Origin of the sequence: Tenacibaculum holothuriorum (genome assembly GCF_002120225.1) — a bacterium.
Lineage (GTDB): Bacteria > Bacteroidota > Bacteroidia > Flavobacteriales > Flavobacteriaceae > Polaribacter > Polaribacter holothuriorum.
Window position 1 is genome coordinate 317,268 of sequence record NZ_LAPZ01000001.1, and the last position, 13,099, is coordinate 330,366.

At 28.8% G+C, this 13,099-nt stretch carries 15 protein-coding genes; 9 read left to right on the forward strand and 6 right to left on the reverse strand.

The window, feature by feature from the left end:
- Nucleotides 1-132: 132 nt before the first annotated feature.
- Together WH52_RS01570 and WH52_RS01575 are read right to left on the reverse strand one after the other, a co-directional pair.
- Complete coding sequence (locus tag WH52_RS01570) at nt 133-1,551, reverse strand: CCA tRNA nucleotidyltransferase (protein ID WP_086029160.1); 1,419 nt, start codon at nt 1,549-1,551, stop codon at nt 133-135.
- 4 nt (nt 1,552-1,555) lie between these two features.
- The gene (locus tag WH52_RS01575; protein WP_086029161.1) at nt 1,556-2,113 is read right to left on the reverse strand and encodes an L-threonylcarbamoyladenylate synthase; all 558 of its coding nucleotides are present in this window, start codon (nt 2,111-2,113) and stop codon (nt 1,556-1,558) included.
- Nucleotides 2,114-2,217: 104 nt separating this feature from the next.
- On the opposite strand from WH52_RS01575, the gene WH52_RS01580 reads away from it, so the two are divergent.
- On the forward strand, nt 2,218-2,949 hold the full coding sequence (locus WH52_RS01580; RefSeq protein WP_262509538.1) for a glycosyltransferase family 2 protein: 732 nt from the start codon (nt 2,218-2,220) through the stop codon (nt 2,947-2,949).
- Here WH52_RS01580 and WH52_RS01585 read toward each other — a convergent pair.
- Genes WH52_RS01585 through WH52_RS01595 form a run of 3 tightly spaced genes read right to left on the reverse strand, consistent with a single transcriptional unit; the run spans nt 2,938 to nt 6,160 of the window.
- Nucleotides 2,938-4,005, reverse strand: a complete 1,068-nt coding sequence (locus tag WH52_RS01585; RefSeq protein WP_086029163.1) for a glycosyltransferase family 4 protein — start codon at nt 4,003-4,005, stop codon at nt 2,938-2,940. The genes WH52_RS01580 and WH52_RS01585 overlap by 12 nt on opposite strands.
- On the reverse strand, nt 4,005-5,120 hold the full coding sequence (locus tag WH52_RS01590; RefSeq protein WP_086029164.1) for a glycosyltransferase family 4 protein: 1,116 nt from the start codon (nt 5,118-5,120) through the stop codon (nt 4,005-4,007). The genes WH52_RS01585 and WH52_RS01590 overlap by 1 nt, the downstream gene beginning before the upstream one ends.
- 2 nt (nt 5,121-5,122) lie before the next feature.
- The gene (locus WH52_RS01595; protein ID WP_086029165.1) at nt 5,123-6,160 is read right to left on the reverse strand and encodes a glycosyltransferase family protein; all 1,038 of its coding nucleotides are present in this window, start codon (nt 6,158-6,160) and stop codon (nt 5,123-5,125) included.
- 45 nt (nt 6,161-6,205) lie between these two features.
- Between WH52_RS01595 and WH52_RS01600 the strand changes: the two genes are divergently transcribed.
- Nucleotides 6,206-7,078, forward strand: a complete 873-nt coding sequence (locus WH52_RS01600) for a GT-D fold domain-containing glycosyltransferase (protein WP_086029166.1) — start codon at nt 6,206-6,208, stop codon at nt 7,076-7,078.
- On the opposite strand, the gene WH52_RS01605 is transcribed toward WH52_RS01600, so the two are convergent.
- Nucleotides 7,075-7,890 (reverse strand): 2,3,4,5-tetrahydropyridine-2,6-dicarboxylate N-succinyltransferase, encoded by an 816-nt coding sequence (locus WH52_RS01605; RefSeq protein WP_086029167.1) that lies wholly within the window; start codon nt 7,888-7,890, stop codon nt 7,075-7,077. The two genes, WH52_RS01600 and WH52_RS01605, sit on opposite strands and share 4 nt — an antisense overlap.
- Before the next feature lie 118 nt (nt 7,891-8,008).
- On the opposite strand from WH52_RS01605, the gene ruvX reads away from it, so the two are divergent.
- The 7 genes from ruvX (at nt 8,009) to WH52_RS01640 (ending at nt 13,085) form a co-directional block, all read left to right on the forward strand.
- Nucleotides 8,009-8,419: a Holliday junction resolvase RuvX gene (gene ruvX, locus WH52_RS01610; RefSeq protein ID WP_086029168.1), complete on the forward strand. Its 411-nt coding sequence runs from the start codon at nt 8,009-8,011 to the stop codon at nt 8,417-8,419.
- Between the two features lie 79 nt (nt 8,420-8,498).
- A complete protein-coding gene (gene def / locus WH52_RS01615) occupies nt 8,499-9,086 on the forward strand; it encodes a peptide deformylase (protein WP_086029169.1) in 588 nt (195 codons plus the stop codon).
- Nucleotides 9,087-9,141: 55 nt separating this feature from the next.
- Nucleotides 9,142-9,561 carry a DUF5606 family protein gene (locus WH52_RS01620; protein WP_086029170.1) on the forward strand — a complete coding sequence of 140 codons (420 nt, stop codon included), beginning with the start codon at nt 9,142-9,144 and terminating at the stop codon, nt 9,559-9,561.
- A gap of 8 nt (nt 9,562-9,569) precedes the next feature.
- Entirely contained in the window at nt 9,570-10,349 is a 780-nt protein-coding gene (gene mazG, locus WH52_RS01625) for a nucleoside triphosphate pyrophosphohydrolase (protein WP_086029171.1), read from the forward strand.
- A gap of 93 nt (nt 10,350-10,442) precedes the next feature.
- The gene (locus tag WH52_RS01630) at nt 10,443-11,267 is read left to right on the forward strand and encodes a M57 family metalloprotease (RefSeq protein WP_086029172.1); all 825 of its coding nucleotides are present in this window, start codon (nt 10,443-10,445) and stop codon (nt 11,265-11,267) included.
- Nucleotides 11,268-11,332: 65 nt separating this feature from the next.
- On the forward strand, nt 11,333-12,064 hold the full coding sequence (locus WH52_RS01635) for a (S)-benzoin forming benzil reductase (protein WP_086029173.1): 732 nt from the start codon (nt 11,333-11,335) through the stop codon (nt 12,062-12,064).
- Nucleotides 12,065-12,257: 193 nt separating this feature from the next.
- Complete coding sequence (locus WH52_RS01640) at nt 12,258-13,085, forward strand: M57 family metalloprotease (protein WP_086029174.1); 828 nt, start codon at nt 12,258-12,260, stop codon at nt 13,083-13,085.
- Nucleotides 13,086-13,099 lie beyond the last annotated feature (14 nt).

The window sequence follows — 13,099 nt, forward strand, 5'->3', positions numbered from 1 at the left end:
TAAATATTGTATTTATTTTAAGCAAAATTACCTTCAAAGTTTACCTTAAAAGCTGATTAAAGTCATAGAATATTATTTATTAATTATGCTTTAGTTTGATTTTAAAAATAAAAAAAGTACTAAAAGCACTTTTTATTGTTGTTGTAAACCTAATTTCTTTCCCTTCTCAATCATAAAATCGTATGAAGCTTGATATTCATTAGGAATTTTGCCATCTAAAATGGCTTCTTTTATAGCTTCTTTAATTTGCCCGATTTCTCTACATGGTTTTAAATTAAAGGTTTTCATAATTTCTTCACCTGTAATTGGGGGCTGAAAATTACGAACTCTATCTCGTTCTTCTACTTCTTTAATCTTTTGACGAACTATTTCAAAATTTTTATGGTAACGAGCAAATTTCTTAGGATTTTTTGTTGTTATATCTGCTTCACAAAGTGTCATTAAACTATCTACATCATCTCCTGCATCAAAAATGAGTCTTCTCACAGCAGAATCCGTAACTTCAGTAGCCAAAACAATTGGTCGAGAGCTTAACAGTACCATTTTTTGTACAAATTTCATTTTATTATTCAAAGGCATTTTTAAACGTTTGAATAATTTGTAAACCATTTTAGAACCTACGAATTCATGTGCGTGAAATGTCCAACCTTGCTTTTTATGAAATTTTTTGGTAGGTGCCTTTCCAATATCATGTAATAAAGCTGCCCAACGCAACCAAACATCATCTGTATTTACAGCTATATTATCAACTACTTCTAGGCTATGATAAAAGTTGTCTTTGTGTTTTTGTCCTTCTACCTCTTCTACTCCTTTTAAAGCAATTAATTCAGGAAGTATTCTTTTTAGCAAAGTAGTTTTATGTAATAATAAAAAGCCAATAGAAGGTTTTGGAGAAGCTAAAATTTTATTCAACTCTACTACTATTCGTTCTCTTGTAATAATATCTATTCTTGCTGCATTCTTTTTTATTGAATTCAAAGAATTCTCTTCAATTGTAAAATTTAATTGAGTAGCAAAACGAATAGCACGCATCATACGTAAAGGATCGTCAGAATAGGTTACATCTGGTTCTAAAGGAGTTCTGATGATTTTGTTTTCTAAATCTTGAATTCCATTAAAAGGATCTAATAACAAACCAAAATTATCTTCATTCAAACTTAATGCTAATGCATTTATGGTAAAATCTCTTCTATTTTGATCGTCTTGTAGAGTACCTTCTTCAACTTGAGGATTTCTACTGTCTTCTGTATAAGATTCTTTTCTTGCTCCAACAAACTCAATTTCAACTTCTTTATAACGTAACATTGCTGTTCCGTAGGTTTTAAAAACCTGAACTTTTGGTTTGTTTGGTAATAACGACGCAACTTTTTGAGCTAATTCTATTCCGCTTCCTACAGCTACTACATCTATATCTTTAGCAGTTCCTCTTTTTAGTATAAAATCACGTACAAAACCACCTATTACATAACTTTCTAGTTGTAATTCTTTGGCAGCTTTTGAAATGTATTGAAATATATCAGCAGAAAGTGCTTCTTTGTAAAATTGTTGCATACAATTATTCTCTAATCACAATAATATCATCTCCTTCAATTTTTAAAATAGTCGATGATTTTTCGTTTACTTTATCTTGCTGCAAATTTACCACATAATCTACACTCTTTAAAATGGCTTCACTAATTTCTGAAAATGTTTTTGGTGTAGGCTCTCCACTAATATTTGCAGAAGTAGACACAATTGGTTTTCCAAAAGATTCTATTAATTGAATACAAAACTCATTTTCAGGAATTCTTATAGCTATCGTATTATCTTTTGCTATGGTATTTGGAGCCAATCCTATAGGATTATTATAAATAATGGTTGTGGGCTTTGTAGATTCTTTTAAAATATCTAATGCTTTTTGTGGAATATTATTTATATATTCTTTCAGCATTTCTATTGAAGAAACCAAAATAATTAAACTTTTAGATTCTTCTCTGTCCTTTATTGAATAAATCTTTTTTACAGCGTTATTATTTGTAGCATCACACCCAAGCCCCCAAACAGTATCTGTTGGATACAGTATCGTGTTTCCTTCTTTTAATTGTAAATTAATATTTGAAATATTTTTTATCATTGATATTACAATTTCTAAAAAAAAATTAAGTTTGTATTTAACATTATAATAGCAAACATACAATTATCAAAACGAAAATACTACATAAAATAAGTGCTGCTATAATTACATTAAATGAAGAAGTAAATATCGCACGTACTTTAGAGCAATTAACTTGGTGTGATGAAATTGTTGTTGTAGATTCTTTTAGTAGTGATAAAACAGTTGAAATTTGTAAAGAGTATGGTTGTATAGTACATCAAAGAAAATTTAATGGTTATGGAGAACAGAAACTCTTTTTGGTCTCGAAATGTTCTAACAATTGGATTTTGAGTATTGATGCAGATGAAGTTTTAACGAATGAATTAATTAATGAAATTCAGGAAGAATTTTCAAAAAAAACGATTCCCTTTAAAGCTTATAATTTAAATAGAAAACATGTATACTTAGGTAGAATATTTAAATTTGGCAGACTACGAAACACTCCAATCTTACGGCTTTTTAATAAAAGCTATGCTAATTTTACCAATAAAACAGTACATGAAACTGTATCGTACAATGGAATTGTAGGGAAATTTAAAGGATATTTTTTGCACTATACTGCTAACTCAATAGAAAAGATTAGCTATAAGAAAAATAGATATGCTAATTTGGTGGCAGAAGAATATGCTAAGAAAGGTAAAAAGACAAATTTTCCTCAATTACTTTTCAAGTATCCATATACTTTTATTAAAGAATATCTTTTTAGGGGTAATTTTTTAAATGGATATGAAGGTTATGTGTGGAGTGTATATTTGGCTGAATACAGTGTTTTAAAATACCTAAAATTACGAGAGAAAAATAAGTTAAACCAATAACTTTTTATACAAACTCTCATATTTCCTTGCACAAACTTGTACTGTGAAATTTTCATGTAATAAATTATAAGCATTCTTTGTTAAAGAGCTTTTTAACTCTTCATTATCTATAATTTTAATTGTTTTTTCGGCTAAACAATTAAAATCTTCTACATTACAAAGTAGTCCTGTTTCATTTTCTTTTATCAAATCTAAAACACCTTGAGAGTTTGTTGCTACTACAGGTATTTTATGTGAAAAAAAATCTAAAATTGTTGAACCTAAACCTTCTTTTTTTGAAGTAAACAATAACAAATCAAAATTTGGTATTAAAGTATCTATATTATTAATAAACCCAGTTATTGTAATACTATCCTCTAAATTATTTTCTTTAATAAAATTGAAAATATCTTTTTCTAATTTACCTGAACCAACAATATAAAAATGAACATTATTTTTAGTTTTAAGAATTTCTTTAGCCGTTTTTATAAAAGTAATATGATCTTTTTCTTTTGTAAGTGCAGCAACATAAGCAATATTAATTTTACCATCTTTTAAAAAAGGAAAAAATTGGTTTTTATATTCTTCTTTTATTTCAATATAATCAGGAATAATTTCTATCTGATTTTGATCTACAACTGAGCTTAATTCTGCTTTCACTGCCGATGAAATAGCAACAACTTTATTTATAATAGGTGTTTGATACTTTAGTTTTGAAAAATACCCTTTAACAGGAAAAATAACTTTTCTTGTTACTACTATTTTTACATTTAACTTATAAAGTTTTTTAGCAAAAAATGCCTGTGTCTGAGCTTTAGAATCGTGAATATGAATAATATCTATAGATTCTTCTAGACATATTTTGTAAATCTTTTTAATCCAAGTTAAACTAAAACTAGAAGGTTTTTTAATGTAAACTACTGGTAAAGTATCAGACAATCTATTACCCAACTCAGAATTATTAGGTGTGATTAAATATTGTTTAATACTATATTTTTTAAGCTCTTTTACTAAGTAATAAATTTGTCGCTCTCCTCCTCTCCAGTCTTTAGCAGTAGAAATATGTAAAACATTCATTATTGTAAACTTTTATAAACATTAAACACATTTTTTGCAACATTTTCATCCGTAAACTGTTGCGCATATTCAAGACCTTTTTCTTGCATTCTATTTTGCAAACCAGCATCTGATAAAACTTTTACAATTTGTTGATTTAACTCTTCAACATTATACGGTTCTACATAAATTGAATGCTTTCCTCCTGCTTCTGAAAAACAACTTCCTGTACTTGTAATAACAGGCGTTTTAGAAAATAATGCTTCTATAATTGGAATACCAAAACCTTCAAAAATACTTGGATACACGAATAACTTTGTTTGTTGGTATAGAACAGATAGTTCGAATAACGTTAGTTTTTCTAAAAAAATAACTTTCGATTGCAATTTATGTTCATTTATATATGCATCAATCTCTTGCTGATAATCTTTCGTTTTTCTTCCTACCAAAACTAATGGAACATCAACATTTTTCATTGCCTTTATTAAGGATAATGCATTTTTTCTTCTTTCTATGGTACCAACATACAGTACAAACTCTTTTGGTAAATTATATTTTTGAAGTACAACTTGCTTCTCTTCTACCGTTTTTTCTACTTTAAATTCATTATGACATCCTTGATATACTACTTCAATCTTAGAAGGCTTTATTTCTAAAAATTCAATGATATCTCTTTTAGTTTGTTCGCTAATCGCAATTACTTTATCAGCAACTTTGGCTGCATGCTTAAATTTCTTAAAATGTATTTTTCGATCGAAAAAACTATATAACTCAGGATATCTTACAAAAATTAAATCGTGAATTGTTACCACAGTTTTAATCTCTGCTTTATTAATCTTTATAGGTAATTCGCCACTCAACCCATGAAAAATAGTAAGATTGTCTTTTTTTAATTGAGAAACAATTGGTTTTTGACGCCAATATGACGATAATTTCTTCCATATTATTTTATCTGGTAATATTTCCTGCATATTACTTTCTAAACTTAACCTTTTAACAGTTTTGGGTTTAGGGTTGTATAAAAAATATTGATTATCTGGATAAAAATCACTTAAAATTCTTATTAAATCTCTACTATAATTTCCTAAACCTGTAGTATTGTGAAAAGCTCTTTTAGCATCAAAACCTATATTCATTTTCAACTATTTAAGAAATTAATGTATTGTTGTTGTTGAAATTCGTACGTCCATTTTTCTTCTTCATATTGTTTCCCTTCTTTATCAGACAATGAATTTAAGACATTTATAAACGAATCATCAGTATAAAAATAACTTTTAGCTAATAAATTTGGTATAACTTTATAATACTCATCATTTAGCATTGTCTTTTTATAAGCATAAGCTAGATTAAAAGTTCCTGTTATTTTTTGATTAACATAACTCTTATCATTCTTATTTAACAAAGGTAAAATATAGTCAGAACTATGTAGATAATTGTAGTAGGTATCATTCTCTATAAAACCATCAAAAAACATAAAATAGCTTTGAATGTTTAAATCATGAATTTCATTTTTAAATTGAATTCCGTCTGTTGTATTTATATTTCCTAGAATTATAAATTTAATGTTACTATCTAAATTTGTCTTTTTGGCTAACTGTTCAATCAAAAATCGATAATCTCTTCGAGTAAAAAAGATTCTACCAGGAATACAAATCCATATTTCTTCTTTATTTTTCTTCACGTTCTTCAATTCATGATTTGGAAAAAAAATTGGATAAAAAGAAGCTAATTTAATATCATTCGGAACTTTAGCAGCAGCTGCTAAATCGTTGCTTAAAGCAATGTATTTTTTTATTTTGGTTGAAATTACTTTTTGCGTAAAACTATTCTCCAGTTTAGACACATCATGAATAACACCAACGCAAGAAGTCTTTTTAAAATTTAATAAAAAAACTACATTCCTAATTATCTTAGAAGAAGATGCTGTGTTAAAAATAACTTTATCATACCCTTTTAAAAGTTTAAAAAGCTGAATAGATTTTTGAAGTCTTTTTCCTTTGCTATCTCCATCAAACTCTATAATATTTGAAAAATATGATTTATAACCCTTTGATTGCTGAATAACTTTAGGATGTGCGATTAAAGAAATAGAGTAACCTTCATCTTTCATAAATGAAACCTGACTAAATATGCATTCCTCGTGTGACTCACTAATTTCTACAATTGCAATATTCATAAACAATAATAAATAGTATTTTTGACGCTACGAAAATATAAAAATATGAAACCTTTAAAATACTATTTTCATCATCTTTTCAAAAAAGATAACGGAGATACAAGTGTAAAAACTAAAAATATTAACGATTCATTTAACTACTTACAAAAGAAATTAGAAGAAAATGAGCGTGTGTTTTTTGTTAGGTTTGGAGATGGTGAGTTTGTAACTTTAATGAAAAGGAATCATAGAAATTATAAGTATAACGAAAATTTAGATCGTGAAATAGAACAGTCTTTTAACATTAAAGATCCTAACTATCTTATTTCATGTCCTATTAATTACCCTTATGATGAATATATAGCCAAAGGTATATATACGCAGTTTAGTTGGCAGCAAGAAATGATAGATCTAATTAAAAGTAAAAAATTTGATACTTCTTTTATTTTTGAAAATCCTTGTATTTTTCAATGCTTAACGGTTTTTAATCCTAAAAAATTAAAATCTTTTTTAGATACTCACATTAGACCAAAAACAAAAATGTTTATAGGTTCTACAGAAAAAGAAATTGCAGAGAAATTATATGGTAAAATTGATTATTATATTCAAATTCCACCAAAACATGCTTATGAAACGATAGATACTTGGTGGCCTCAAATAGAAGAAAATTATAAAAATGTAGATTTAATAATTCCTTCAGCTGGAAGCACATCTAATGTAATATCTTTACGTTTGTGGAACTTAGGGTACCATAAAAAATTAATAGATTTTGGATCTGTTGTAGATGCTGTAGATAATAAAACTACGAGAAGTTGGATTAGACTTCAAGGACACAAAACTTTAAAACTCTTAAACGATAAACCAAAAATATCCTTTAAAGAAAGAGTTGTTTTTCTATTAAAGGATATTAAATTTTATTTCAGAAATCAGTTTATTTAAACCGCTACATCATATTCACGTAGCGCATCATTTAAAGATGTTTTTTTATTTGTACTTTCTTTACGTTTACCAATAATTAAAGCACAAGGAACATTGTATTCTCCTGCCGCAAACTTCTTAGTATAACTTCCTGGAATTACAACAGATCTAGCTGGAACAATTCCTTTCATCTCTACTGGTTCATCCCCAGTTACATCAATAATTTTTGTTGATGCAGTTAATACTACGTTAGCACCTAATACTGCTTCTTTTTCTACTCGTACACCTTCTACCACGATACAACGAGAACCAATAAAAGCATTATCTTCAATAATTACTGGTGCCGCTTGTAAAGGTTCTAAAACTCCACCAATACCTACTCCTCCAGACAAATGCACATTTTTACCTATTTGCGCACAAGACCCTACAGTTGCCCAAGTATCAACCATTGTACCTTCATCTACATAAGCCCCAATATTTACATAACTAGGCATTAAAATAGTACCTGCAGAAATATATGCCCCATGACGAGCTACCGCATTAGGAACCACACGAATTCCTTTCTCTTGATAATTTCTCTTTAACGGAATTTTATCATGATACTCAAAAATACCAGCTTCTAAAGTTTCCATTTTCTGAATTGGAAAATATAACACTACTGCTTTTTTAACCCATTCGTTTACTTGCCATCCAGTTTCTGTAGGCTCAGCAACACGTAAATCTCCAGCATCCAATAAATCAACTACTTTTCTAATAGCACTTATGGTAGTTTCTTCTTTTAAAAGCTCTCTATTATCCCAAGCTTTTTCTATAATAGATTGTAATTCTGTCATTCTTTAAAAATTTGTACAAATATAAAATCAGATTTTATAATTTATCACGAAGATACATTTTTTAAACAGATATTTTTTCCTTGTTTAAAATCTGTATTTTTGCAGAAAATATTTGAATTTGGGAAGAATATTAGCCATCGATTTTGGTAAAGTAAGAACAGGAATTGCAGTTACAGACGAATTACAAATTATAGCTTCAGGGCTTACTACTGTTGCTACCAAAGATTTGATTCCGTTTTTAAAAGACTATATTCAAAAAGAAAATGTAGAATTATTTGTATTAGGAGAACCAAAACAAATGGATAATTCGGCAAGTGAAAGTGAAGCTTTAATTACTCCTTTTATTGAAAAACTATCTAAACAAATCCCGACTATTCCTATTCATAGAGTTGACGAACGTTTTACCTCTAAAATGGCTTTTCAAACTATGATTGATAGCGGTTTAAAAAAGAAACAGCGTAGAAACAAGGCGCTTGTTGATGAAATTAGTGCTACAATCATCTTACAATCATATCTTTACAACAAATAAAACTAAAAACCTTCTTATTGTAATCTTATACTACCGCCTATTTTTGTACTTTTGCAATCCAAAAACAAAATTTTAGTACATGATTTTACCTATTGTAGCTTATGGAGATCCTGTTTTACGAAAAGTAGGAAAAGAAATAGATGCAGAGTATCCTAACTTAAAAGAGCTTATTGCTAACATGAAAGAAACCATGTACAACGCTCAAGGTGTTGGATTAGCTGCTCCTCAAATAGGAAAAGATATTCGTTTATTTATTATTGATGCTTCTCCTTTTGCAGATGATGAGGATTTAAGTGAAGAAGACCGTAAAGTATTAGAAAACTTTAATCGAGTATTTATCAATGCTAAAATAGTTAACGAAGAAGGTGAAGAATGGGCTTTTAACGAAGGTTGTTTAAGTATTCCTGATGTTAGAGAAGATGTTTTTCGTCATGAAACCATTACTATTGAATATCAAGATGAAAATTTTGATAAACATACTGAAACTTTAAGTGGATTAGCAGCGAGAGTTTTTCAGCATGAATACGATCATATTGAAGGAATTTTATTTACCGACAAACTTTCTTCTTTAAAGAAACGTTTAATAAAAAAGAAGTTAGAAAATATTTCTAAAGGAAAGATAAACGCAGGTTATCGTATGCGTTTTCCAAATGCCAAAAAAAGATAAAATAACTTTTGAATGTATTATTTATTAATGCTATTCAATTAAAAATATTAAGATTATGGAATTTAATAAAATTATAGCCGTTACTGGTAAACCAGGATTATTTGAAATCTTAACACAAACTAAAACAGGAGTAATTGTAAAGTCTATTGTAGACGGAAAGCGTTTTCCTATTACTGCAACTCATAATGTTAGTTTATTAGACAATATTGCAATTTACACATACGAAGAAGAAATTCCTTTAGGACAAGTATTTAAAAATATTGCTGCTAAAGAAGACGGTAAAGAAGGAATCTCTCACAAAGAAAGCGGAGCTAAATTACAAGCTTACTTTTCTGAAGTTTTACCAGGTTACGACGAAGAAAGAGTATATACTTCTAACATTAAAAAAGTAGTTCAGTGGTATAATATTTTAGTAAAAGCAAATTTTGATTTTGCTTCTATAGAGTTAGCTACTGAAGCAGAAACTGAAGAATAATAAATCGTATGAATACTCGTAAGGATCAGTTAGAAGCTTTAAATCGTTTGTTAGATATAATGGACGATCTTCGAGAAAAATGTCCTTGGGACAGAAAGCAAACACTCGAAAGCTTAAGGCATTTAACTATTGAAGAAACTTACGAATTGGCAGATGCTATTCTAAACAACGATTTAGAAGAAATAAAAAAAGAATTAGGCGATGTGTTATTACACATCGTCTTTTATGCTAAAATAGGTAGCGAAAAAAAAGCTTTTGATATTGCTGATATTGCCAATGCTATTTCTGAAAAATTGGTAGATCGTCATCCTCATATCTATGGAGATGTAAAAGTTGAAAACGAAGAGCAAGTAAAACAAAACTGGGAAAAGCTAAAACTAAAAGAAGGTAAGAAATCGGTTTTAGAAGGAGTACCAAAAAGCTTACCTGCTTTAGTTAAAGCGAATAGAATTCAAGATAAAGTTGCTGGTGTTGGTTTCGACTGGGAAGAACCACATCAAGTATGGCAAAAGGTTCAGGAAGAGTTAGCTGAATTAAATGCCGAAATAAAAAAAGGAAACCAAGAAAACATTGAAAAAGAATTCGGAGATGTACTATTTTCAATGATTAACTACGCACGTTTTATTGGTGTAAACCCAGAAAATGCTTTAGAAAAAACGAATAAGAAGTTTATCAATCGTTTTCAATATTTAGAAGAGCATTCTAAAAAAGATGGTAAAGATTTATCTGAAATGTCTTTAGACGAAATGGATTCATACTGGAATGAATCTAAAAAAATCTTCAAGTAAAACTCCTTAAAATTATACCCTTTTTATTTTAATAGTCTTTATTAAGTTAATTTATTATATTTATAATCAAACAATTAACTTAATATTTAAACTATGAGACAAATACCCCCCGTAATTTTGTCCGTTGTTATTTCTATTGCTTTATTTGCAGGATGTAACAGCAATGATTTTCAAACAGAAAAAGAGTCATTAATTTCTGAAAAAGTCTTAAAAAAACTCAAAGACTTTAACATTAACACCAAAGACGTTACAACAGTCATACGGCATTATCCAGACGGAACTTCCGAAAATTTATTTTTAGTAGAAGGTGATATTTATTTATCCTACGATCAAATAATGAATTTTGAAAAGATTGGTGAACAATTAGGCAGAAACTACCGTACAAGTAATTTAGTAGATCTCAATACCAACATTAAAATAATGGGATATACAGCTAGTTCTTTTGGTCTTTCAACTACAGAACAAAACGCACTAGTTTTAGCTGTAGAAAATTACAATGAACTAAATTTAGATATTACTTTTATTTTAAGTTTTGGTACTGATCTTTCTGATAAAGATATGGTTGTATTTAATGATACTTTTGCTTCTGGTGCTGGTGGTTCAGCCAGCTTTCCTTCCAACGGAAAACCAAATAAATGGATAGAAATTCATGGTTTATCTAACTTTAGTATAGATGTAATCGAACATGTAATAACACATGAAATTGGGCATTCTATAGGTTTTAGACATACCGATTGGCAAACAAGACAAAGCTGTGGAGAAAATGTAAATGAAGGTGATGCTGGTGTTGGTGCTATTCCAATACCTGGTACTTCTGCAGGCTACGATCCAACATCTTTAATGCTAGCCTGTTTTAATTCAAATGCATCTGGTGAATTTAATCAAAACGACAAAATAGCCTTGAATTATATGTATTAAAAAAATGGTATAAAAAGCTCTTATTTAAATAAGAGCTTTTATTTTTGAATAAATAAGTTTTTTATATGAATATATTAATTCTTACAGGAGGAAGTAAAGGTATTGGTAAAGCTTTAGCTGAAAAATATAGGTCACAAAATTATAAAGTATATTCTTTATCAAGAAGTATAAACTCTCTTGAAAATATTATTCAAATTTCAGTAGACTTATCTAATTTAAAAGAAACTCACAACTCATTTAAAATGTTGTTTGATGAAATTAAAAAAGAAAAAATTTCATCACTAACATTAATCAACAATGCTGGTAGATTAGGTACAATTGCTAACTTAGAAAATATTAGCTCTGAAGATATTGCGAAAACAATTCAATTAAACACCACTACTCCCCTTTTAATTTCAAGTTTATTTATAGAATTAAGTCAAAAACTACATTGCAAAAAACAAATTATTAACATTTCCTCTGGCGCAGCCACAAAATCCTATGAAGGATGGAGTGTTTATTGCACTTCTAAAGCTGCCATAGATATGATGACAAAATGTATTGCTGCGGAACAAACTGAGCTTACAAATGGGGTTAAATGTGTTTCTATATATCCAGGAGTTGTAGATACAAATATGCAAACTCAAATTAGAGAAACCCAAAAATCTGACTTTAAAAACTTACAACGTTTTATCGATTTAAAAGAGAATAATCAATTATTTACTCCTAAATATGTAGCCGAAACTATTTTTAAAATAGATACTTCTAATTATTTAAACTCTGGAGATGTATATGATATTAGAAATTTCAACCATTAATAGTTGATTTAATTTTTTATAACAATTTACAATAAAAACACTATAATCACAATAAAAAAGATTAAATCACTATAAAATAATCAACAATACTTTCTCTTTTTTGATTTATATCAAAAAATTAAAAATCAATTCATTTCATTTTTGCAGCATAGAAATTTCTATTATTTATTAATTATTTAATCAAACTTTTCAAATGAAAAAAATCACCCTTCCGATTTTATCATTGATTACAGCTGCTGTGTTAATGGTAAGTTGTAGTGACAATGAATCACATCCTGATCAAGAAAAAGCTGTTTCGAAAGAAATCTTAGCAAAACTTAAAGACTTTAACATGAACACTAATGATGTTCAGGTTACTAAGCAAAATTTACCCGATGGTACTTCTAGAGATAGATACCTTGTAGAAGGTGACATCTATTTAACCCGCGATCAAATTATGAACTTTGAAAAAATTGGTGAGCAATTAGGTAGAAATTATCGTACAAGTAATTTAGTAGCTCGTGGTAAAGTAATTGATATTATGGGATATGTTGCTAACGATGGTTATGGTTTAACAAGTAAAGGACAAACTGCCTTAGCTATGGCAGTAGAGAACTTTAATGAGCTAAACTTAGATATCCGTTTCAATCTAACATTCGGAACTAATTATGCACCAAAAGATATGGTTGTATATGTAGATGCTTTAGCTGGAGGTTCTGGTGGATCTGCAGGTTTCCCTACTAATGGTAATCCATACAAATGGGTAGAAATTCACGGTTTAGAGAATTTTAGTTTAGACGTAGTTGAACACGTTATTACTCACGAAATTGGTCATTCTGTAGGATTTAGACATACCGATTGGCAAACAAGACAAAGTTGTGGACAAAACGTTAATGAAGGAGATGCTGGTGTAGGTGCTATTCCAATTCCAGGAACTACTGCTGGTTACGATCCAACGTCTTTAATGTTAGCTTGTTTTAACACTGGGGTTTCTGGTGAATTTAACCAAAACGATAGAATTGCATTAGAATACTTATATTAGTAGGTACGTGTAAA